Here is a 22,081-nt window from a genome sequence, read left to right on the forward strand (position 1 = left end):
TGCATCTTCGTACGGCGGGTGATCATGAGACGCCCTCCTGGTGAGTGTTGCTCGAGGTGCTCAGCGCGGGGATCATCAGCGAGGTCAGCCCCGGGTCGAGCTCCTTGCTCAGCTCGTCGTACGTCACCGCATGCGTCCCCGGCGTCGCGCCGGCACGGCAGAACAGGATCAGCACGCACCCGGAGCCGTCGCCGGTGGTGCTCCCGCCGTTGGAGGAGGGAGCGCCGAGCCCGAGCAGGCCGTCGAGGGTCTTACCGATCGAACCCAGCACGCCCGTCACGCATGCCTGGGGCGCCGAGGAGGACTGGCCGGTCAGCACCTCCTGGCAGGTGTCGATGGCGCTGGCCAGCCCGCCGTCCTTGCAGACGTTCGTCAGGTTGTTGAGCCAGTCGAGAGCCGTCTCCTCGTCGGGGAACGTCTTGAGGTGCCGGTTGATCTCCTCGAGACCCCAGCAGACGGTGTCGCCGACCCGAGGCGCGTTCTGGAGCAGCGTGTCGAGGTTGAGGTCGACGGTGACGTCGAGGTTGACGAAGTCACCCATGTGCAGGTTGCGCGCAGCCTGCGGCGATCCACCGACCGCCGCGTCGACGAACGGATAGGTGAGGATCGTGTTCATCGCCCGGACGAAGTCGTCGCCGGAGTCGGCCAGGTTCGACAGGAGCGGCCTGAGATCCTTGATGATGCCGATGGTGTTGTCCTTGGACGCCCGGATGACGCGTACGCCGGTGTCTCCGAGCCGCTCCAGGGCCTTGAGCATCTTGACCAGGTCGGCGCGCTGCTTGTCGATGCTGGAGATCGCCGAGGGCAGCTCGTCGAGGGCGGCGTCGATGGAGCCCATCTGCGCGTTGGTGGCCTTCGCCAGCGCATCGAGTGCCTCGATGGCCGCGACGATCTTCTCCTTGTTGTTGTCGAGGTCGCGCGCCAGCTTCTCCACCTGGTGGAGTACGGAGCGTGCAGAGTCCTCACGACCGGCGAGCGCCTTGTTGAGCTCGGTCGAGATCGTCTTCAGCTGGGCCACGCCACCACCGTTGAGCAGCAGGCTCAGCGCACTGAAGACCTCTTCGATCTCCGGGTTGCGGCCGGTCTGCGACAGCGGGATGGTCGAGCCGTCGGCGAGCTTGGTCGAATCGGGCTCGGCCGGCCGCTCCAGCGAGACGAACTTCTCGCCCAGCAGGGAGGTCTGCTGGATCGACGCCCGCGCGTTGCTCGGCAGGCTGACGTCCTTCTTCAGCAGCATCTCGACGGTGGCGACGCCGTCGTCGAGCCAGATCTTGTTGATCTTGCCGACGTCGATGTCCTCGAGCTTGACGGTCGACTGGGGCACCAGGTCGAGGGTGTCCTCGAACTGCGCGGTGACCGAGATCGCGTCGTCACCGGCGTCCACACCGCCCGGAAGCGGCAGGTCGTAGACGGAGAAGGTGCCGCAGCCGGTCAGCATCAGGGCGCCGGCGACCACACCGACGAACGCCTGGAGGGCGCGCTTCATCGTCGTCATCATTTCACCTCCACGAGGCCGCCGAGCGACATGTCATAGGGCACCCCGTAGGACGAACCCGTGCCGAGCCCGATCGCCGCGGAGCGGTTCAGCCCCGGCATCTGCCGGATCTGCGAGCAGATCTCGGCGCTGCTGCCGTCGGTCGCCTGGTCCACGAGGCTGCACAGGAACGAGGCCGGGTTCTCGATGATCTCATCGAGGACCATCGTGATGTTGGCGTTGGTGTCGAGCGTGGCGGTCTCCGGGTTGTACGCCAGGCCCAGGTTGTTGAGCGCCAGCGGTGCGGTCCGGAGGCTCTCGTCGAGCGCCTTGCGCTGCCGCACCAGGACCTTGCCGATCCGGTTGAGGCTCTGGATGTCCTCGCGCAGGATCGCCTTGTTGTCCCGGACGAACTGGGTCACCTTGTTCAGCGCCACCGAGAGGTTCTTCATCGACGCGGCGAGCTCTTCGCGCTCACCCTCCAGCATCGCGGAGACCTCGGCGAGGGCCTGGGCGAAGTCGCGTACGGTCTTGTCGTTCTCGGCGAGCGTGCCGATGAAGCCCTCGAGCTGCTCGGCGGAGTCGAAGAACTGCTCGTCGCGATTGTCGAGCACCTTGGTCAGCTTGCCGAGGTCGCCGACGGTCGAGTTGATCTTCTCGCCCTGACCGCCGAGGTTCTTCGCGGTCTGCTGCAGCAGGTCGGTGAGGGCGCCGTTCTTGTTGGCTCCGTCGGGACCGATCGCGACCACGAGGTCGTCGACGCTGGAGTAGATCTGGTCGAGCTCGACCGGGACCGAGGTCTTGTCGGTGCTCAGCACCGCACCGTCGGCCAGCTTCTTGCCGCCGTCGTAGGCCGGCGTGACCTGGACGTAGCGGTCACCGACGATCGACGGCGAGATGATCACGGCCTTCGCGTCCGCGGGCAGGTCGACGTCGCTCTTGTATTCCAGGGTGACCTTGACGTCGGTGCCGTTCGGCTCGACCTTCGTCACCTTGCCGACGGCGACGCCGAGCACGCGCAGGTCGCTGCCCTCGTAGAGCGAGACCGTGCGCGGGAAGTGCGCCACGAGCGTCTTCTCACCGGTGTCGCGGACCAGCGCCCATGCCCCGACCCCGAGGACGAGAGCACCGATGATGATCGGAACGATGAACTTGTTCATGGGGTCCCCCCAGTGAGAGCCGGGACGGGAGGCATGTTCTGGATGTAGGTGTCCCACCAGGGACCGTTGCCCAGGGTGTTGTTGAAGACCTTGTAGAACGGAGCCATCAGCCGCAGGGACTTCTCGAGGTTCTCCTCGTTCTTCGTGAAGACGTCGAGGATCACGTCGAGGCTCTCCAGCGCCGGCTTGAGGTCGGCGCGGCTGTCGTCGACCAGCTGGGAGAGCTCCTTCGAGAGCTGCTGGGTCGAGATCAGCAGGTTGTGGACCGCCTCGCGCCGCTCGACCAACGCAGCGAAGAGCTGGTTGGCGTCGTTCATCAGCGTGATCAGGTCCTCGTCGCGCTCGTCGAGCACCTTCGTCACCCGGTCGAGCTGGGTGAGCAGCGACTCGATGCGCTCGTCCTTGGCGGCCAGGTTGCGGGAGAGGTCGGAGACGCCGGTGAGAGCGGCCTGGAACTCCTCCGGCGTCGACCGGGTCAGGTCGGCGAGCGTGGTGAGCGCTGCGGCGAGCTGGTCCTTGTCGATGTTGGCGGAGGTGTCGGCCAGGCCCTCGAAGGCCTCGACCACGTCGTACGGAGACTCCGTGCGGTCCACCGGGATGGTGGCTCCCGCCTTCATCTGGCCCTCTCCGGCCGGCTGCAGCTCGAGGAACATGTCGCCGAGCAGCGTCTTCACGCGTACGCCCGCTCCGGAGTTCTCACCGAAGTTGACCTTCTCGCGGATCTTGAAGCCGACCTTGACCTGGTTGCCGTCCAGCTCGATGGAGTCGACCTTGCCGACCCGGACACCGGCCACCCGGACCTCGTCGCCGGTCTTGAGGCCACCGGCCTCGGAGAAGTTGGCGTAGTAGGTGGTGCCACCACCGATCAGCGGCAGGCTGTCGGCCTTGAACGCCATCACCATCAGCATGGCGAGGACGGCGATCGAGACGGCGCCGATCTTGACTGGGTTACGTTCGCGGAAGGGAATCATCCGAGGTTGCACCTCGCTTGACCGGGCTCGTAGAGCGGAATCTCGAGGTCCTTGCCCTCAGGGTCGCGGATCGTGCCCCGCAGACCGCACAGGTAGAAGTTGAACCAACCGCCGTAGCTGGCCGTCGCGCCGATCTTGTCCAGCTTGATCGGCTGGAGCTCGAGGGCGTCGTCGAGCTGGCGCTTGTCCTTGGCGACCTCGTCGGAGAACCTCCGGGCCTGCCGCAGGTCCTCCAGCAGCGGGTCCTTCGCCTCATGCACCAGGTCAGCGGTCTCCACGGAGAGCGCCGAGATCTGGTCCAGGGAGCCGAGGATCGCCTCGCGGTCGTTGTTGAGACCGCCGACGAAGTCACGGAAGGTCACGATCAGGCTGGAGAGCTCCTTCTCGCGATCACCGACGTGCTCGAGCACCTCGGTGAGGTTGTCGATCAGGGCGTTGATGACCTGGTCCTTCTCGGCCAGCGTCGAGGTCAGCGAGGCCGTGTGGGAGAGCAGGCTCTCCAGCGTGCCGCCCTCGCCCTGGAAGACCTGGACGATCTCGTAGGACAGGGTGTTGACGTCGTTCGGCGACAGCGCCTGGAAGAGCGGCTTGAACCCGTTGAAGAGCACGGTCAGGTCGAGCGCCGGGTGGGTCTGCCCGACCGGGATGGTCTGGCCCTCCTGCATCGCGGAGGCGTCGCCCACCAGCTGATTGGTCAGCGCGAGGTAGCGCTGGCCGATCAGGTTGCGGTACTTGATCGTCGCCTCGGTCGTGGTCGCGATCTGCTGCGCGCTGTCGACCGTGAAGGTGACCACCGCGCTGCGGGCATCGTCGGAGATCTCGATGTCCTTGACCGAGCCGACCTTGACCCCGGAGATGCGTACGTCGTCGCCCTTGTTCACACCGGTGACGTCGGTGAAGACGGCCTTGTACTCGTCGCTCTGCCCGAAGGTGACGTTGCCGATGGTGATAGCGAGCAGGCCGGTGGCGAGGGTCGTGACGATCACGAAGATCACCAGCTTCCAGAAGTCCTGGAAGGTCTTGGCGTCGAAGAGCTTCACAGCACTCATTCGTACGTCACCTCAGCTCCACGTGCGGCCGGGCCGAGCAGCAGCCCGCCGAGGTCCGGGACCTCACTGGCGGTCATGCCCATGCCGGGGGCGAACAGCTCGTTGATGACATCGGTCTCGGCCGACGTACCGACGTAGGACAGGGCCGAGTAGCCGGTCGTCCCGGTGGCGGAGCGCATGACACCCTTCCCGGTGGGCTCGTCGACGCCGTCGTCCTTGTTCGGGAACGGCGCGAACGGCTTCTTCTGGCTCCAGGACGCGTTCGGCATCTCACCGCAGTAGGGCCCGCTGTCCTCGCCGTAGCGCGGCTTGTCCTTGGTCGAGTAGGGACGCGACTGGTGCGGCAGCGTCTCCAGCGTGATGTGAACGGTGTTGTTGCGGAACACTTCGGTGAACTCGTCGGTCAGGATGTCCATGCCACCGATGAGGCACGGGAACATCGGGGCGTATCGGGCCAGCGTCTGGGTGACCGGCCGGCCGACCTCGCCGACCTGGATCAGCGTGTCGCCGTTGTCGTCGAGGAACCGGTCGGCGGTGTTGGAGAACGCGGTGACGTCGGTCAGCATCTTCTTGAGCTCCACCTCGCGGTCCTCGAGCGTGGTCGCGGTGACGATGGTGTTGCGCAGGATCTGACCGATCTCCGGGAGCACGGCCTGGTAGGTGCCGGAGACCTCGGTGGCGAGCTCGAGGTCCTCGATCAGCGCGGGGATCTCGGGGTTGAGCCGCTTCAGGTAGGAGTCGAGGGTGTCGAGCGACTCACCGAGCTTGTCGCCGCGACCCTCGAGCGCGGTGGCGAGCGCGTTGAGCGTGTTGTTGAGGTCGGCCGGCTGGATCGTCCGCAGCAGCGGGTAGAGGTCACGCAGCACGGCCTGGACCTCGGTGGCCATCTTGGTCTTCTCGATGACGGCACCGGCCTTGATCGGCTCGGTGAAGTCGGTGTCGGGCGGGACCAGCGAGACGTACTTCTGGCCGAAGAGGGTCTTCGGGAGGATCGCGCCGGTCACGTCCGGGTGGACCTTGCTGATCTCGTCGGGGAACAGCCCCAGGGTCAGCTCGGCACCCTCGTCGGTCGGCTTCATCTCGAGGACCTCACCGACGATCAGGCCACGGACCTTCACGTCAGCGCGCTCGGGGAGCTGCAGACCGATGCGGTCGGCCTTGAGCGTGATCTCCTCGAAGTTGCCGAACTTGTTGGTGAACTGCGCCCAGGTCAGGACGAGCGCCGCGAGGAGCAGGGCGAGGAAGACGACCCCGAGGATCTTCCCCTTCTGCCGGCCCCAGGCGAGCGCGACGGCGCTCCTCTTGTGCGGCGCGGGGAGGTCGTGATGGACCTCGTCGCGAGCGAGTGTCTGAGTCATCCCGCCAACCTCACTGTCGTCGTGCTGCCCCAGATCGCCATCGAGAGCATCAGGTCGAGCACGGAGACGGCGACGATGCTCGTACGCACCGCCTTACCGACCGCGACACCGACCCCCGCGGGGCCGCCGGAGGCGTTGTAGCCGTGGTAGCAGTGGATCAGGATCACCACGACGGCGAAGATCAGCACCTTGCCGAAGGACCACAGCACGTCGACGGGCGGCAGGAACGTGTTGAAGTAGTGGTCGTAGGTGCCCGCGCTCTGGCCGTAGAAGAGGATCACCGTGAACCGGGTGGCGACGTAGGAGGAGAGCAGGCCGACCACGTAGAGCGGCACGATCGCGATCAGGCCGCCGATCATCCGGGTGGTCACCAGGAACGGCAGCGACGGGATCGCCATGACCTCGAGGGCGTCCACCTCTTCGGAGATGCGCATCGCGCCCAGCTGGGCGGTGAAGCCGCAGCCGACCGTCGCCGCTAGCGCGATGCCGGCGACCAGCGGCGCGATCTCACGGGTGTTGAAGTAGGCCGACACGAAGCCGGAGAACGCCGAGGTGCCGAGCTGGTCGAGCGCGGTGTAGCCCGAGAGGCCGACCTGGGCACCGGTGAAGAAGGTCATCGCCAGGATCACGCCGACGGTGCCGCCGATGACGGCCAGCGCCCCCGATCCGAGGGTGACCTCGGCGAGGATCCGGAGGATCTCCTTCTTGTAGCGCCTCAGTGTGCGCGGGAACCACGAGATCGCGCGCAGGTAGAAGCCGAGCTCGTCACCGAGGTGGTCGAGGCTCTTGGCGGGCTTCTCGTAGATCGCTTTGAGGTTTGCCATCCGTCTCGCCTCCTATCCGGACTTGCTCGGGATGATCTGCAGGAAGATCGCAGACATCACGAAGTTCACGATGAACAGCAACAGGAACGTGATGACGACCGACTGGTTGACGGCGTCACCGACGCCCTTCGGGCCACCGCCGGCGTTCATGCCCATGTACGAAGCCACGATCGCCGCGATCAGGCCGAACACGAGAGCCTTCGCCAGGCCCTGCCACAGGTCGGCCATCTGCGCGAGCGCGGTGAAGCTGGCCAGGTAGGCACCCGGGGTGCCGCCCTGGATGATGACGTTGAAGACGTACCCGCCCATGACGCCGACGATCGAGACCAGGCCGTTGAGGAAGACCGCGATCATCATGCAGGCGAGAACACGGGGGACCACCAGCCGCTGGATCGGGTCGATGCCCAGAACCATCATGGCGTCGAGCTCTTCACGGATCTTCCGAGCACCGAGGTCGGCGGCGATCGCCGACCCACCGGCACCCGCGACCAGCAATGCGGTCGCGATCGGGGCAGCCTGCTGGACGACCGCGAGCACCGCGGCCGACCCGACGAAGGACTGCGCACCGAACTGGGCCACGAGGCCACCGACCTGCAGCGCGATGACCGCGCCGAAGGGGATCGCGACCAGCGCGGTCGGGACGATCGTCACCGACGCGATGAACCACGCCTGCTGGATGAACTCTCGGAACTGGAAGGGGCGCCGGAAAACGGCTCGGCCCACGTCCAGACCGAATGCGAAGAGCGAGCCAGCGGTCCCGATCGGTTTCAGGACCCTGGCGGCGGTCAGAGATGACATCAGTGAGGAGCCTCTGTGGGGTCTGCTGCTTTCACGCCGCCGGGGGCCATGGCCGCGTCTGCCTGGAACGATCCCGGCGGCGGGGTGACACCGTTCTCTCGGCACCAGGCGCCCGGCGGACGCTGGTACTTGCGCGGAATGCCGTTGGACGGCTCGAGCTGCATCGGGATCGGCGGCAGCGGCGGCAGGCCCATGTCCTTCTCCGCGGCCAGCTCGTCGGCGTCCTTCTCCTCGGACATGCCGATCGGGCCGATCGTCTGGGCGTTGAGGAACTGGCGAACCACCGGCTCCTCAGAGCTCAGCAGCATCTCGCGGGGCCCGTACATGGCCAGGTGCTTGTGGTAGAGCAGGCCGATGTTGTCCGGCACCGTACGCGTCGAGTTGATGTCGTGGGTCACGATCAGGAAGGTCGCGTCGATCTGCGCGTTCAGGTCGATGAAGAGCTGGTTGATGAACGCCGTACGCACCGGGTCCAGACCGGAGTCGGGCTCGTCGATCAGCAGGATCTCGGGGTCGAGGACCAGCGCACGCGCCAGACCGGCACGCTTGCGCATACCACCGGAGATCTCGCCGGGAAGCTTGTTCTCGGCGCCGATGAGACCGACCAGGTCCATCTTCTCCATGACGATGTTGCGGATCTCGGACTCGCTCTTCTTCGTGTGCTCACGAAGCGGGAACGCGACGTTGTCGAAGAGGTCCATGGAACCGAACATGGCGCCGTCCTGGAACAGCACGCCGAACAGCTTGCGGACCTCGTAGAGGTCTCGCTCCGAGCAGCTGGCGATGTCGACACCCTCGATGACCACGGAGCCCTGGTCGGGCTTGATCAGACCGATCAGGGTCTTGAGGAGCACCGACTTGCCCGTGCCGGACGGACCCAGCATCACGCTGATCTCGCCCGCGGGCAGGGTCAACGAGACATCTTTCCAGATGAGCTGCTTACCAAAGCTCTTGGTCAGCCCTTCGATCTTTACGTCTACACCCATCCGGGCCGGCTCCCTTCCTGTTCGCGTGGGGGTCTCCCTCAAGCCCCCACGCCCGACTAACGGCGGAGTGTGACGGGGGTTACGCACTTCCTGCGACACGCGTCACACTTTTGTAAACCATAGTGGCCTGCGAACGATGACGGTGATCACCACCCGAGACGAACTCCCCCAGCCAACACGTCGACGGTCGGATTGCGACCTTTCACGCCCGGTGTGTGTTCAAGATAACGAAACAAACCGCGGGAGGCTACTCAGGAGTAGCAACCCGCGGTTTGAACGATCGCAGCGCTGCGCTGCAATCTGACCGATCTGTTGCGGAACTGTTTCCGCGATGTAGAAAGCCCGGGTCCGGCGGAATCCGCCGAACCCGGGCTCAAGGGCCGAAGCCCTCAGATCACTTGACGGTGACCGTGGCGCCGGCGGCCTCGAGGGCCTCCTTCGCCTTGTCAGCGGTCTCCTTGTTGGCGGCCTCGAGGACAGCCTTGGGGGCACCCTCGACGAGCTCCTTGGCCTCCTTCAGACCGAGGGAGGTCAGAGCGCGCACCTCCTTGATGACGTTGATCTTCTTGTCACCAGCGGCCTCGAGGATGACGTCGAACTCGTCCTTGGCCTCCTCAGCGGCGGCGGCCGGGGCGCCCGGGGCGCCGGCAGCGGCAACGGCGACCGGAGCGGCAGCGGTGACACCGAAGGTGTCCTCGAAGGCCTTGACGAACTCGGAGAGCTCGATGAGGGTGAGCTCCTTGAAAGCGTCGAGCAGCTCGTCGGTGGAGAGCTTCGCCATGATGGCATTTCCTTTCGTGGTGGCCCTGTGCGTTTTTCTGTGAGTACGCAGCGGGGCCGGGTTACAGGTGGTGGTTAGTTACGACCGGGGCCATCAGGCCTCGGCCGGAGCCTCCTCGGCGGCAGCCGGCTCAGCGGCACCACCTGCGAGGATCGAGGGGTCCTCCGCGGCCTTGGCCTCGAGAGCGGCAGCGAGCTGCGCGGTCTTCGAGGGCAGAGCGTTGAAGGCGTACAGAGCCTGCGACAGCGACGCGGTGAACGCGCCCGCAAGCTTGGCGAGCAGGACCTCGCGCGACTCGAGGTCGGCAAGCTTGCCAACCTCAGCAGCGTCGATGGCCTTGCCGTCGAGGTACCCACCCTTGATGACAAGGTTGGGGTTGGCCTTGGCAAAGTCACGCAGACCCTTGGCCGCCTCGACGACGTCACCCTTGATGAAGGCGATCGCGGTCGGGCCGGTCAGCAGGTCATCGAAGCCTTCGATGCCGCTCTGAGAGGCAGCGATCTTGGCCAGCGTGTTCTTGACCACGGCGTAGTTTGCGTGCTCACCGAGCGAGCGACGAAGAGTCTTCAGCTCGCCCACGGTGAGACCGCGGTACTCGGTCAGCACGGCACCGGTCGAGGCGCTGAACTCGTCAGCGATCTCGGCAACGGCAGCCTGCTTGTCAGCCCGCGCCATGGGTCTCCTTCTTCCGGGAATCGATTCCGTCGGTGAGGGCCCTGCATGACAAACGCCCCGAGCGCAGGCTCAGGGCGTGACGTACGTTCTCGTCTTGCTCTTCACCTACGCTGGCCGTCCGCATCCTGCGGAACCTTCGATCGAGTGCATGCGCACCTGACAACCGGCGGTCTCTGGTTTCAGACAACAATTATGCGTACGCCGCAGGGTGCCGCCAAATCGGCGCTGCCCAGTACGTTTGCGGCATGGAGAGCCACACCTTCGGAAGGATCGGTCGCTCGGCGTCGGTCATCGGTCTCGGCACCTGGCAGCTCGGCGCCGACTGGGGCGAGGTCAGCGAGTCGGATGCGCTGGCGGTGCTCGACGCCGCAGTGGGTGACGGGGTCACCTTCCTCGACACCGCCGACGTCTACGGGGACGGCCGGAGCGAGCAGGTGATCGGGCGGTTCCTGCGGTCGCACGACGGGATCTTCGTGGCCACGAAGATGGGGCGCCGGGTGGACCAGGTGCCCGCCAACTACACGCTCACCGCCTTCCGCGAGTGGCTGGACCGCTCGCGCACCAACCTCGGGGTCGACACGATCGACCTGGTGCAGCTGCACTGCCCGCCGACGGAGACGATCGAGTCCTCGGCCACCTATGACGCGCTGGACACCCTGGTCTCGGAAGGGGTGATCGCTGCGTACGGCGTCAGCGTGGAGACCTGCGACCAGGCCCTGGCCGCGATCGCACGGCCTCACGTGGCCTCCGTCCAGATCATCCTGAACGCGTTCCGGCTCAAGCCGCTGGACCGCGTGCTTCCGGCCGCCGCGGAGGCGGGTGTGGGGATCATCGCGCGGGTGCCGCTGGCGTCGGGGCTGCTGTCCGGTCGCTACTCGGAGTCGACGACGTTCGCCGCCGACGACCACCGCACCTACAACCGCCACGGCGAGGCCTTCGACGTCGGCGAGACCTTCTCCGGCGTCGACTACGCCACCGGGGTCAAGGCCGCCCAGGAGTTTGCCGCCCTGGTCTCAGAGCACGGCCCCAAGGGCGCGACGCCCGCGCAGGTCGCCCTCGCCTGGGTCGCTCAGCAGCCCGGCGTCACCACCGTCATCCCCGGCGCCCGCAACACGTCCCAGGCCCACGCCAACTCCGCCGCCGGCTCGCTGCCTGCGCTCTCCGACGAGCTGCTCTCCGGCGTACGCCAGATCTACGACACCCACTTCCGCGAGGCCATCCACTCCCGCTGGTGACCTCCCCCGTCGAGGCGTCACTCGCGTCGGCCGAGTGGGCACTGTGTTGCCGTCTCGGCCGACCTGAGTGACGTCTCGGCCGACGGGGTGACGTCTCGGCGGGTGAAAAAATAGTGAGCCTTGGTAATGAATCGGGCAGAGTAAAGGTGTGACGACGGAGACGACGACGGAGTTCCGGTTCCGAGACATCGCGCTGGTGGCGTACGCGCCATCGATCGTCAGCTCCATGGGGCATGGTGCGGTGATGCCGGTGCTGGCGCTTCGGGCCTCCGACCTGGGGGCGGACGCGTCGACCGCCGCGTTCGTGGTCGCGCTGCTCGGGATCGGGTCGCTGGCCACCTCGTTGCCCGCCGGGTCGCTGGTGGCGCGGATCGGCGAGCGGCGCACGCTGATGGGCGCCGGGGCCCTCGACGCGGTCGCGATGACGGTGGCGTTCCTCAGCAGCTCGGTCGCCGTGCTCGCCATCGCCGTGTTCGTGAGCGGGATGAGCTGGACGGCGTTCCTGATCGCGCGACAGGGCTTCCTCATCGACGCCACCCCGCTCTCCCACCGGGCGCGGGCGATGTCGCTGCTGGGCGGGTCGTTCCGGCTCGGGGTCTTCGTCGGACCGCTGCTCGGCGCCGGGCTCATCCACGCCTTCGGGCTCCCCGTGGTCTTCCTGTTCGCGGCCGCGATGTCGCTGTGCTCGGCGGCGATCGGTGGCTGGATGCCCGAGCTCGGTCGAACCCGCTCGCGCGAGCAGGGGCATCTGAGCGTACGCAGCGTGCTGTGGACCCACCGCCGGACCTTCGCCACGCTCGGGGTGGCGGTGGTCATCATCGGGATCTCGCGGTCCGTACGCACCGGGCTGCTGCCGCTCTGGGCCGACCACATCCACCTCGAGGCCTCGGTGGTCTCGCTGCTCTTCGCCGGGGCGGCCCTGGTCGACATCGCCCTCACCCTCCCCGGCGGCTGGCTGCTCGACCACCGCGGGCGTCAGGTCGTGGCGATCCCGGTGGTGCTCGCGGTCGGCCTCGGCTGCCTGCTGCTCCCCCTCACCCACGACGCGCTCAGCCTCGGCGCGGTGATGGCGCTGATCGCCATCGGCAACGGCCTCGGCTCGGGGATCGTGATGACGCTCGGCGCCGATGCCGCACCGGCCGACGGACGCGCCCAGTTCCTCGGCGGCTGGCGGCTGTGCGGCGACCTCGGCGGCACCGGTGGACCGCTCCTGGTTTCCGGGCTGGCCGCGGTCTTCACGATCGCCGCCGCTCCGGTCGCGCTCGGGCTGTTCTCGCTCGCCGGGGCGGTCTGGGTCGGCTACTGGACCGGCCATGCCGACCGTGCCCGGCTAGGGACCCGGCTAGGGGCGCCGCTACGGGACGAGCGCGCGGGATAGTGCTTCGGCCAGGGCGGCCTCGTCACCGGTGACGGTCAGCTCGGCGGCCCGGGGCGACGTACGACCCCAGAGCAGCAGAGCCAGGTCACGAGCGGATCCGGTGACGGACACCTTCTGCACGGCGTTCGGCGCCCCGATCGCCCAGGTCTGGTCGATGTCAATCGCGGTCAGCTCGATGCGGGTGACGACCTTTCGGGTGCGCTTCAGGGCGATCTGACGCGGATACATCACGGTCAGCACCTCGTCGACCGTGTCGGCCCAGAGCTGCGGCGTCGCCTCGGGTCCGTCCAGCCCGAGCGCTGACCGGATGTCCCAGAGGTGGACCAGGGTCTCGTGCACCTGACGCCGGAACCAGAACGAGACCGGCCCACGGCCGTCCTCGGTCAGCCCGTTGAGGATCCGGCCGGTCGCCTCCGGCCCCAGCGCCGCGAGCGTCTCGCGCAGCTCGGCCGCCTGGGCTTCGTAGTGAACCACCAGGTCCAACGGAACCGGCAGCGGCTCCTCGTCCTCGTCGCGCGCCATCGCCGCCGCCCAGTGGTGCACCCCTGACAGGTGATCGGCCAGGTCGCCGATGGACCAGTCGTCGCAGGACGGAACCGGCACGTCCGGGTCGGCCTGCTTGAGCGCGGCGGCGAACTCGGCCTGTAGCTCAGCGAGAGTCACGAAGTAGTCATCAGGCGTAGGCACGACGCAGACCCTATCGACCGCGAGGGCCGCTCTCAGCAGTATCTCGTTCTGGCCGGACTACTTCTGGCGGGCGCGGTGGGCGGCCGCTTTCACCCGGCTCTGGCAGCGGGTGGAGCAGAAGCGGCGGCCGGCGTTCTTGGAGGTGTCGACGAAGACGCGGTCGCACGGGTCGGCCTGGCAGACACCGAGGCGGCCCGCCAGGTCGGAGCCGATCGCCAGGGCGAGGCCGGCGGCGATCCCTGCGCCCCAGCCGATGACGAGGCCGGGGTCGCGGCCGTGGAAGTGCAGCGCCCAGCCTCCCCCGCGCGCCCGGTCGAGCTGTGGGACCGAGCCCATCTCGCGCATGAGCGCGTTGACCGCGGTGGCGGCGGTGTCGAGGTCACCATCGGCCGCTGCCTCGAAAACGACGCGCAGAGACTCGGCGAGCGCGACCATCCCGTCGGCATCTGGTTCCTCGACCTTGGGTTGGTAGTCGGAACGGGCCAGCAGGTCGCTGACGACCTGCGCCCGCCGGCCGCCGGGAGGTGGCTGCACCGGACGGGTGCCGTCATGCCCCGGGGTCAGCGCGTTGACGAGCTTGCAGGCCTGCTCGGTCACCGTATGTACGTGACTGTCGAAATGTATTTGACCAGTCACGAACTCGGGTCCTACCGTCTCAGCCATGGCCGTCATTCAACCATTGACCAGTCATCGAGGTGCACGGTGGCCGCGATCCCTCGTCGTGTTGGTCATCGCCCGGGCGGTGAACCGGCTCGGTTCCTTCGCCATGGCCTTCATGGCGGTCGCCCTGGTGGAAGTGCACGGGGCCTCCCTCGCCACGGCCGGTGCGGTCGTGACGGCCTTCGGCGTCGCCACCATCCCGTCGCGGCTCCTCGGCGGCTGGATGGCCGACACGGTGGGCCGTCGGCCGACCATCGTCGCGGGACTCGTCGCCTGCGCGGTGGCCCAGCTGGTCATCGCCGCGTCTCCGGGGATCGCCGGCGCGCTGATCGGCGCGACGCTGCTCGGGCTGGCGTACGAGATCTACGAGCCCGCCTCCCAAGCGCTGATCGCGGAGTCGGTGGAGGTCGAGCGGCGGCCGCAGGCGTACGGACTCTATGGCGCTGCGATGGCGGTCGCCGGTGTGGCGGCAGGAGCGCTGGCCGCCCTCGTGGGCGGTATCGACCTGCGCCTGCTCTTCGTCGCCGACGCGCTCACCTGTCTGTGTGCCGCGGTTCTCGTCCTCGCACTCGTGCGGGACACGACGGCTCAAGGTGTGCGCCGGCAGCGGTCCTGGCCGAGTCCGTGGCGTGATCGCCGGCTCCTGACGATGCTCGCGCTCGGCACCGGGTTCGCCACCGCATGGATCCTGAGCACGATCGCTCTTCCCCTCACCGTCTCCGCCCGCGGGCACGACGCCGCGGCGACCGGCTGGCTGCTCGTGGTCGCCGCACTGGTCACGATCGCCGGCCAGCGCCTGCTCCGTGGCGCCGCGGCCCGGCCCTTCACGCTCATCCGCGCGGGACTGGTCCTGATGGCCATCGGCTTCGCCGTGATCGCGTACGCAGCACCGCTGCCGCTCCTCGCCCTCGGCTCTGCGATCGTCGCCCTCGGTGAGGTGCTTCTCCTCGGCCCGCCGATCGCGCTCGTGGCCGGCCTGGCCGCCACCGACGCCTCGCGGGCGGGCTATCTGGCGGCGTACGGCACCTGTTGGGGGATCGCGCAGACGATCGGTCCGATGCTGACGACCAGCCTGATGTCGCACGCCGTACCGACGACCTGGCTGGCAGGAGCCGGCCTGTGCCTGGCCTTGGCCACGATCACACCTCTGGCGGCGGCGTACGCCGCTGAGACGAGGTAGTCCGGGGAGTTTCCGTCCGTTACCCGGTAGTAGACCGACGGGAACTCCCCGGACTATCCCAACGTCAGAGCACGCGCGACAAGAAGGCCTGGGTGCGCTCGTGCTGGGGGTTGCCGAGGACGTCGGCCGGCAAGCCCTCTTCGACGATCACGCCGCCGTCCATGAAGACGACCTTGTCGGCGACCTCGCGGGCGAAGCTCATCTCGTGGGTCACCACCATCATGGTCATGCCCTCGGCAGCCAGGTCCTTCATGACCGCCAGAACATCCCCGACGAGCTCGGGGTCCAGCGCGGAGGTCGGCTCGTCGAAGAGCATCATGTCGGGGTTCATCGACAGCGCCCGGGCGATGGCCACGCGCTGCTGCTGGCCACCGGAGAGGTGAGCCGGGTAGGCGTCGGCCTTCTCCGAGAGCCCGACCTTCTCCAGGTTGGCCCGGGCGATCTCGGTGGCCTCGGCCCGGCCGCGCTTGAGGACCTTCTCCTGCGCCACGGTCAGGTTGCGCAGCACGGTCATGTGCGGGAACAGGTTGAACTGCTGGAAGACCATCCCGATCCGCGCACGCAGCGCGTCCACGTCGGCGTCCGGGTCGGTGATCTCGTCACCCTCGACGAGGATCGTGCCGCTGGTCGGCTGCTCGAGCAGGTTCACGCAGCGCAGCAGGGTCGACTTCCCCGAGCCGGAGGGCCCGATCACGCAGACCACCTCACCCCGGCCGATGTGGAAGTCGATGCCCTTGAGCACCTCGTTGTCGCCGAAGTACTTGTGCAGATTCTGTACGTCGATCACGGCCGTGCCGCGGCCGGCGTCCGATGTGGTCTCGGTCTGGGTCATCAGCGGGCCTTCCCGGACTTGGCTTCCATGCGGCGTACGACGATCGAGAGCGGCACCGTGATCAGCAGGTAGCACAGCGCGATCGTGACCATCGGCGTCAGGTTGGCGTTGGCGTTCATGTTCTCGCGACCGAAGGCGGTCAGCTCGTACTCGTCCAGGGTGAGCCCCAGGATGTAGACCAGCGAGGAGTCCTTGGTGAGCAGGATCAGCTCGTTGGTCAGCGGCGGCAGGATGATGCGGAACGCCTGCGGGATCACGATGGTGACCATCGCGCGAGTGTGGGTCATACCCAGCGTGCGTGCCGCTTCGTACTGACCCTTCGGCACCGCCTGGATGCCTGCTCGGATCGTCTCGGCCATGTAGGCGCCGCCGACCAGACCGAGCGCCAGTGTGACGGTGGTGAGGTTGGACAGCTGGACCCCGAAGGCCAACGAGAGCCCGAGCCCGAGTACCAGGAAGACGACCAGCGCCGGCAGCCCGCGGAAGAGCTCGATGATGCCGGTCGAGATCCACCGGTACGGACCGACGCTCGAGAGCCGCATCAGCGCCAGCACCAGTCCGAGCGCCAGCCCGAAGGCGAACCCGCAGGCGGTGTAGATGATCGTGTTCTTGAGCGCGATCACGATGACATCGGGGAACAGCTGGGAGGCGATGTCGAGGTCGAGGAACGCCCGCCGGATCTCACCCCAGTCGGCGATCAGCGCGACGACGACGACCAGCAGCACCAGGATGGCGTACTGGACGTAGCGGGCGAGCGCCGCGCGCTTGCGCGGCGACATCCGCTTCTTGGGAACCACTGCCGCGCTGGTCACTGCGCGGCAGCCTCCCCGAACCACTTCTTGTAGACCTCGTCGTAGGCGGCCTTGTCGTTGATGCCCTTGTTGAGCACGTCGAGCAGCTTGTCGTTGCCGTTCTTCTTCACCGAGAAGCCGTACGCCTCACCAGTCTGAAACTCGCTGGTGATCTCCATGTCGGTGTTGTCCTTGACGAAGTCGTAGAGCAGACCGTTGTCGTTGACACCGGCGTCGGCCTTGCCGGACTTGACCGCCTGCATCATCAGCGCGGAGTCCTCGAGGGTGATGATCTTGGCGTCCTTCGGGGCGTTGTCCTTGACGTAGTCGGCGCCCGTGGTGGCCTCCTGGACGGCGATGGTCTTGCCACCGAGGTCCTCGAGGGCGGTGTAGCCCGCGCCCTTCTTGGTCATCAGGGCCTGGGTCGCCTCGAAGTAGGGCTCGGTGAAGTCCATGACCTTCTCGCGCTCCTCGTTGATCGTCATCGCGCCGGCGGCGACGTCACACTTGCCGGAGTTGAGGGCCTCACCGGAGACGATGGTCTCCCAGCCGATGTTGACGACCTCGGTCTCGAGCTTCTCGGCGTCGGCCGCGATCTTGAGCACGTCGATGTCGAAGCCGACGACCTCGCCGCCCTCGTTGAACTCGAACGGCTTGTAGGGAAGGTGCGTGCAGATGGTCAGGGTGTCGGCCTTGACCAGCTTCGCACCTGACGGGGAGGTGCCACCCTCGTCGCCGCCACCGCAGGCGGCGAGCGCCAGGCCGAGGACGGGAACGGTCAGGGCAGCAGCGAGCTTCCGCAGATTCATGCGGGGCACTCTACGTGTCTTTGGACACCGATGGCCCGCTACCCCTGGGGGTCGCGGGCCATCGTGATGAGATCGTGCATCAACCGAGAACGGCGGCCCAGAACTCACAGTGGCTCGCCGCGGCCGTGTCCACCGGGCGAACCCCAGCATCGCCAGGGGCCAGCTGGAGTACGTCGCCGGAGTCCCGGAAGGCCGGCCAACGAGGCGCTCCGGGTGCGACCGGGCGACCGTGATGGGCGAACGAGGTCCAGTAGCCGACCATCGTGTCGGACAGCTCCTGTTGTCCTTCGTCGAGCTCGCCGAGGAGCCCCGGGAACAGGAACGTCAGCTCGGTGGCGTGCTCGGCGCCCTCCTCGTAGCCGGGCATGTCGATCAGCGGCGGTGCGCCCCGGTCGGCGAACTGATAGGCGAAGACCGGCACCCCGGCGGCCTCGAGCTTCGCGAACGCCTCCTGATGAGCGCAGGTGGACAGTGCCCCGGCCGAGTCGGTACGGATCGCTGCCAGGGCGTGCCGCGGCTCGTCGTAGGCGCTCGCCGGGTAGAGCCCGAGGACGGCATCGGCGGCGGGGCCGTAGCTGCTGCGTACGATCTGCTCGTACTTCGCCTCCGTGATCGGCTGCGGGTACTCGAGCCCGACGTAGAGCCGCATCTCGTCCAGGGTCGAGCCGTGCATCACCGGCACCCGGTTGAACCGTCCGGAGTCGATGGCATCGGGATAGGTCCGTGGCAGCACCCGCGGGTCGCCGACGACTGGTCCGGCGTTGAGCCCGGCCGCAGCGAAGGCCTCGATCAGCTCCTTGACGGGGGTGGCCCGCAGGCAGGCAGCCCCATCAGCCGCCTCGCCGCAGCCCACCGCGGCGGCGAGCCGCCGGCCCTCGGCCTCGGAGCCCGCGTCGCTGCGGGCGCCGGCCGCACAGCTCCCGCTCTGCGGGATCGCCTTGTGGAACAGTCCGGCGGCGGCCGGCGAGGCGATCTGGGCGCAGGTGTCGATCGACCCGGCCGACTCACCGAAGATCGTCACATTGCCCCGGTTGCCACCGAAGGCAGCGATGTTGCGATGCACCCAGCGCAGCGCAGCCTGCTGGTCGAGCAAGCCGAAGTTGCCGGACTCGTACGCCCCGTCCAGCTCGGGATGCGCCAGCCAGCCGATCGCGCCGAGGCGGTAGTTGACCGTCACGACCACCACATCACCCTCGACGGCGAGCTTGCTCGCGTCATAGCCCGAGCTGGAGCCGGTGGTGTTCCCGCCGCCGTGGAACCACACCATCACCGGCAGCTTCCGCTTCGCCGGCCGATTCGGGGCGAACACGTTGAGGAACAGACAGTCCTCGTCGTAGGTCGTCGCACCTCCGTACGCCGGAGCCAGCTGCGCGCACTGGCTGCCCGGTTCGGTGGCATCCCGCACACCCGTCCACGAATCGGCCGGCGAAGGGGCGCGCCAGCGGAGCCGGCCGACCGGCGGGGCGGCGTACGGGATCCCCTGGAAGGTTCGGAAGCCGTCGTGGGCAACGCCCCGGACCACTCCCTTGTCGGTCCGGACCACCGGTTCGGGCGGGTCGGCCGCGGCGGCGGTGACGCCCGCCGTCGCGACCAGGGCTACGGCGAGGACCGGGACGAGAGCACGAAGTCTGAGCACCGATGTTCCTTTCGTCGACCGTCCGAACCTAGGGCCCCGGTGCGGTCCACCGGCAGTGACGGAAGGACCGAAACAAGCCGTACGCAGCGCCCAAATGCGACGAGCGCCGCTGCCCGAAACCGGGCAGCGGCGCTCGTGTGGTCGGTCGAGGCTCAGGCCTCGTCCTCACCCGCGACGTTCTTGATGCGGTTGGGGTCGACCTGGACACCGGGGCCCATGGTGGTCGAGAGGGTGACCTTCTTCAGGTAGCGGCCCTTGGAGGAGGACGGCTTCAGACGAAGCACCTCCTCGAGAGCAGCGGCGTAGTTCTCAGCGAGCTGGGCCTCGGAGAAGGAGGCCTTGCCGATGATGAAGTGAAGGTTGGCGTGACGGTCGACCCGGAAGTCGATCTTGCCGCCCTTGATGTCGGTCACGGCCTTGGCCGGGTCCGGGGTGACGGTGCCGGTCTTCGGGTTCGGCATGAGGCCACGGGGGCCGAGCACGCGGCCGAGGCGGCCGACCTTGCCCATCATGTCGGGGGTCGCGACGACGGCGTCGAAGTCGAGCCAGCCACCGGAGACCTTCTCGATGAGGTCGTCGCCACCGACGACGTCCGCGCCGGCCTCGCGAGCGGCCTCGGCCTTGTCCGGAGCAGCGGCGAAGACGATGACGCGCATCGTCTTACCGGTGCCGTGGGGCAGGCTGACGGTGCCGCGCACCATCTGGTCGGCCTTGCGGGGGTCGACACCGAGACGCATGACGACGTCAACGGTCTCGTCGAACTTCTTCTTGCTGGAGGACTTGGCGATCTTGATCGCGGCCAGCGGGGCGTACAGCTCGTTCTTGTCGAACGTCTCCGACGCCGCGCGGTAGGTCTTGCTGCGCTGCATGGTGATTCCTTCGGTAGTTAAGAGGAGATGTGGTTAGCGAGCCAGCGCGGCTCTCCCACGGTCAGTCGGTGGTGACGCCCATGGAACGGGCGGTGCCCTCGACGATCTTCATCGCGGCGTCGATGTCCTCCGCGTTGAGGTCGGGCAGCTTGGTGGTCGCGATCTCGCGCACCTGGTCCTTGGTCAGCTTGCCGACCTTGTCCTTGTGCGGGACGGACGAGCCCTTCTTGAGACCGGCGGCCTTCTTGATCAGCTCAGCGGCCGGCGGGGTCTTGGTGATGAAGGTGAACGAGCGGTCCTCGTAGATGGTGATCTCGACGGGGACGACGTTGCCGCGCATGGACTCGGTCTGGGCGTTGTACGCCTTGCAGAACTCCATGATGTTGACGCCGTGCGGACCGAGCGCGGTACCGACCGGCGGGGCCGGGGTCGCGGAGCCGGCCTGCAGCTGCACCTTGACGAGCGCTGCGATCTTCTTCTTCGGAGGCATTCTTGAGATCTCTTCCTTCTCGTGGTCATGACGAAGCCGCTTGTACGTTGCGGCCTCTGCCACCTGCTGTGTTGCTCTCGCAACTGGTCAATTGTCCGTGATCCGTCCGGGTTCACGAAATCAGCGGAGGCGGCCCACTCAGTGGGACCCCCTGAGTGACGGCCACCACTCCCCTTGGCATACTCCCCCGGGGATTTACAAAGGGAGCTGAATTGTTCAACCGACGTCTGTCCATGTTCGCCGCGCTCGTGCCGCTCGCCGCGCTCTCGGCGGGCTGGACCGCCGCCGCCACCGGCACCGGGTTCGATCCGGTCGAACCCGTGACGCTGCCCGGCGGCGAGACCCTGGTGACGTCGGCGATCGACCAGCCCGCGAGCGTCACCAAGCCCGCGCCCGCGCAAGGCGCTCGCAAGGGCGCCCGAACCGGCACGATCGCCGTCGCGATGGCGCAGGGAAGCGACATCCCGATGCCGGCATTGGCCGCCTACCAGCGTGCCGCCGCCGTCGTCACCACCGCCGACCGGGCCTGTGCCCTCGACTGGACGCTGCTCGCCGCCGTCGGGATGGTCGAGTCCGACCACGGGCGCCTGAAGAGCAGCCGTCTCGACGACTCGGGCAAGGCCTCTCCTGCCATCTACGGCCCGACGCTGACCACCGGCTCCGGCAGCCCCGCGCCCGACACCGACGCCGGCGCCGTCGACAAGCTCACCAGCGGCGACCGGGCCGTTGGCCCGATGCAGTTCATCCCCTCGACCTGGCCGTTGGTGGCCGTCGACGGAGACGGCGACGGCGTACGCGACCCGCAGGACATCGACGACGCCGCCCTCGCCGCCGCCGTCTACCTCTGCTCCGGTGACGAGGACGTCTCCACCGACGCGGGGAAGCGGGCCTCGCTCACCCGCTACAACCGCAGCGAGGCGTACGTCTCCACCGTTCTGAAGATCGCCAAGGGCTACTCCGACAGCCCCTACGGCGGCGACGACATCGAGCTCGCCGCCGCGCCCGCGCACGCCGAACCGAAACCCGGCCGCCCGGGACAGAATGCGGCGAAGAAGGCCGACAAGAAGCCCGGGAAGAAGAAGCCCCCCGCCGTCACCCCGAAGCCGAGCTCGGGCGCCCGGCCCTCGAATGAGCCGAGCCCGACCCCTTCGACGGCCCCGAGCCCCAGCCCCACCCCGACCGACGACGGCAGCTGGGCCTCGATCTCCGAGCGCCGCGGCATCTGTGCCGCCGAGCTCTCCTCCCGCTTCCCCGACCTCGCCGACGGCTGGGACACCAACCGCGCCGTCGACTCCTGCAGCATCCGGCTGCTCGGCAAGACCGTCACCCAGGCCAACGCCGCCGTCCCGGGAGTCGTCACCGACATCTCCGGGTACGTGGAGTGGTTGATCAAGACGCTGCCCTGATCAGACCGTCGGTCGAGCGTCGGCCCCACCTG

At 67.7% G+C, this 22,081-nt stretch carries 22 protein-coding genes; 4 read left to right on the plus strand and 18 right to left on the minus strand.

Annotated features, from left to right (window positions below):
• Nucleotides 1-22 precede the first annotated feature (22 nt).
• The 10 genes from ACW14X_RS11580 to rplJ form a co-directional block, all read right to left on the minus strand.
• Nucleotides 23-1,495 (minus strand): MCE family protein, encoded by a 1,473-nt coding sequence (locus tag ACW14X_RS11580; protein WP_457165696.1) that lies wholly within the window; start codon nt 1,493-1,495, stop codon nt 23-25.
• Nucleotides 1,495-2,634, minus strand: a complete 1,140-nt coding sequence (locus tag ACW14X_RS11585; RefSeq protein ID WP_457165697.1) for an MCE family protein — start codon at nt 2,632-2,634, stop codon at nt 1,495-1,497. Before ACW14X_RS11585 ends, ACW14X_RS11580 begins: the two co-directional genes overlap by 1 nt.
• Nucleotides 2,631-3,605 (minus strand): MCE family protein, encoded by a 975-nt coding sequence (locus ACW14X_RS11590; RefSeq protein WP_350713362.1) that lies wholly within the window; start codon nt 3,603-3,605, stop codon nt 2,631-2,633. Before ACW14X_RS11590 ends, ACW14X_RS11585 begins: the two co-directional genes overlap by 4 nt.
• Entirely contained in the window at nt 3,602-4,654 is a 1,053-nt protein-coding gene (locus ACW14X_RS11595) for an MCE family protein (RefSeq protein ID WP_160025584.1), read from the minus strand. The genes ACW14X_RS11590 and ACW14X_RS11595 overlap by 4 nt, the downstream gene beginning before the upstream one ends.
• Nucleotides 4,651-6,012 (minus strand): MCE family protein, encoded by a 1,362-nt coding sequence (locus ACW14X_RS11600; protein WP_350836627.1) that lies wholly within the window; start codon nt 6,010-6,012, stop codon nt 4,651-4,653. The genes ACW14X_RS11595 and ACW14X_RS11600 overlap by 4 nt, the downstream gene beginning before the upstream one ends.
• Nucleotides 6,009-6,836: an MlaE family ABC transporter permease gene (locus tag ACW14X_RS11605; RefSeq protein ID WP_160025585.1), complete on the minus strand. Its 828-nt coding sequence runs from the start codon at nt 6,834-6,836 to the stop codon at nt 6,009-6,011. Before ACW14X_RS11605 ends, ACW14X_RS11600 begins: the two co-directional genes overlap by 4 nt.
• A gap of 12 nt (nt 6,837-6,848) precedes the next feature.
• Nucleotides 6,849-7,634: an MlaE family ABC transporter permease gene (locus tag ACW14X_RS11610; RefSeq protein ID WP_160025586.1), complete on the minus strand. Its 786-nt coding sequence runs from the start codon at nt 7,632-7,634 to the stop codon at nt 6,849-6,851.
• Nucleotides 7,634-8,620, minus strand: a complete 987-nt coding sequence (locus ACW14X_RS11615) for an ABC transporter ATP-binding protein (protein WP_160025587.1) — start codon at nt 8,618-8,620, stop codon at nt 7,634-7,636. The genes ACW14X_RS11610 and ACW14X_RS11615 overlap by 1 nt, the downstream gene beginning before the upstream one ends.
• Before the next feature lie 394 nt (nt 8,621-9,014).
• Nucleotides 9,015-9,401, minus strand: a complete 387-nt coding sequence (gene rplL / locus ACW14X_RS11620) for a 50S ribosomal protein L7/L12 (protein WP_141802532.1) — start codon at nt 9,399-9,401, stop codon at nt 9,015-9,017.
• A 93-nt stretch (nt 9,402-9,494) separates the two neighbouring features.
• A complete protein-coding gene (gene rplJ / locus ACW14X_RS11625) occupies nt 9,495-10,076 on the minus strand; it encodes a 50S ribosomal protein L10 (RefSeq protein WP_141802531.1) in 582 nt (193 codons plus the stop codon).
• Nucleotides 10,077-10,321: 245 nt separating this feature from the next.
• Here rplJ and ACW14X_RS11630 point away from each other — a divergent pair, with 245 nt between their 5' ends.
• Entirely contained in the window at nt 10,322-11,311 is a 990-nt protein-coding gene (locus ACW14X_RS11630) for an aldo/keto reductase (RefSeq protein WP_457165698.1), read from the plus strand.
• Between the two features lie 148 nt (nt 11,312-11,459).
• The gene (locus ACW14X_RS11635) at nt 11,460-12,689 is read left to right on the plus strand and encodes an MFS transporter (protein WP_457165699.1); all 1,230 of its coding nucleotides are present in this window, start codon (nt 11,460-11,462) and stop codon (nt 12,687-12,689) included.
• Here ACW14X_RS11635 and ACW14X_RS11640 read toward each other — a convergent pair.
• Together ACW14X_RS11640 and ACW14X_RS11645 are read right to left on the minus strand one after the other, a co-directional pair.
• Nucleotides 12,666-13,376, minus strand: a complete 711-nt coding sequence (locus ACW14X_RS11640; protein ID WP_457165700.1) for a maleylpyruvate isomerase family mycothiol-dependent enzyme — start codon at nt 13,374-13,376, stop codon at nt 12,666-12,668. The two genes, ACW14X_RS11635 and ACW14X_RS11640, sit on opposite strands and share 24 nt — an antisense overlap.
• Nucleotides 13,377-13,433: 57 nt before the next feature.
• A complete protein-coding gene (locus ACW14X_RS11645; RefSeq protein ID WP_160025590.1) occupies nt 13,434-14,039 on the minus strand; it encodes a CGNR zinc finger domain-containing protein in 606 nt (201 codons plus the stop codon).
• A 58-nt stretch (nt 14,040-14,097) separates the two neighbouring features.
• Here ACW14X_RS11645 and ACW14X_RS11650 point away from each other — a divergent pair, with 58 nt between their 5' ends.
• On the plus strand, nt 14,098-15,216 hold the full coding sequence (locus ACW14X_RS11650; RefSeq protein ID WP_457165701.1) for an MFS transporter: 1,119 nt from the start codon (nt 14,098-14,100) through the stop codon (nt 15,214-15,216).
• A gap of 64 nt (nt 15,217-15,280) precedes the next feature.
• Here ACW14X_RS11650 and ACW14X_RS11655 read toward each other — a convergent pair whose 3' ends face one another.
• From ACW14X_RS11655 to rplK, 6 genes are all read right to left on the minus strand, one after another.
• Complete coding sequence (locus tag ACW14X_RS11655) at nt 15,281-16,048, minus strand: amino acid ABC transporter ATP-binding protein (RefSeq protein ID WP_457165702.1); 768 nt, start codon at nt 16,046-16,048, stop codon at nt 15,281-15,283.
• Nucleotides 16,048-16,860 (minus strand): amino acid ABC transporter permease, encoded by an 813-nt coding sequence (locus ACW14X_RS11660; protein ID WP_350836640.1) that lies wholly within the window; start codon nt 16,858-16,860, stop codon nt 16,048-16,050. Before ACW14X_RS11660 ends, ACW14X_RS11655 begins: the two co-directional genes overlap by 1 nt.
• Nucleotides 16,857-17,648 (minus strand): ABC transporter substrate-binding protein, encoded by a 792-nt coding sequence (locus ACW14X_RS11665; protein ID WP_350836641.1) that lies wholly within the window; start codon nt 17,646-17,648, stop codon nt 16,857-16,859. The genes ACW14X_RS11660 and ACW14X_RS11665 overlap by 4 nt, the downstream gene beginning before the upstream one ends.
• A 79-nt stretch (nt 17,649-17,727) precedes the next feature.
• The gene (locus ACW14X_RS11670) at nt 17,728-19,284 is read right to left on the minus strand and encodes a carboxylesterase/lipase family protein (protein WP_350836643.1); all 1,557 of its coding nucleotides are present in this window, start codon (nt 19,282-19,284) and stop codon (nt 17,728-17,730) included.
• A gap of 152 nt (nt 19,285-19,436) precedes the next feature.
• The gene (gene rplA / locus ACW14X_RS11675) at nt 19,437-20,153 is read right to left on the minus strand and encodes a 50S ribosomal protein L1 (RefSeq protein WP_350713375.1); all 717 of its coding nucleotides are present in this window, start codon (nt 20,151-20,153) and stop codon (nt 19,437-19,439) included.
• A 61-nt stretch (nt 20,154-20,214) separates the two neighbouring features.
• Complete coding sequence (gene rplK, locus ACW14X_RS11680) at nt 20,215-20,643, minus strand: 50S ribosomal protein L11 (RefSeq protein ID WP_160025595.1); 429 nt, start codon at nt 20,641-20,643, stop codon at nt 20,215-20,217.
• Between the two features lie 212 nt (nt 20,644-20,855).
• Here rplK and ACW14X_RS11685 point away from each other — a divergent pair, with 212 nt between their 5' ends.
• Nucleotides 20,856-22,049: a lytic transglycosylase domain-containing protein gene (locus tag ACW14X_RS11685; protein ID WP_350836645.1), complete on the plus strand. Its 1,194-nt coding sequence runs from the start codon at nt 20,856-20,858 to the stop codon at nt 22,047-22,049.
• Nucleotides 22,050-22,081: the final 32 nt, after the last annotated feature.

The organism is Nocardioides sp. YJ-D4, from assembly GCF_054031495.1.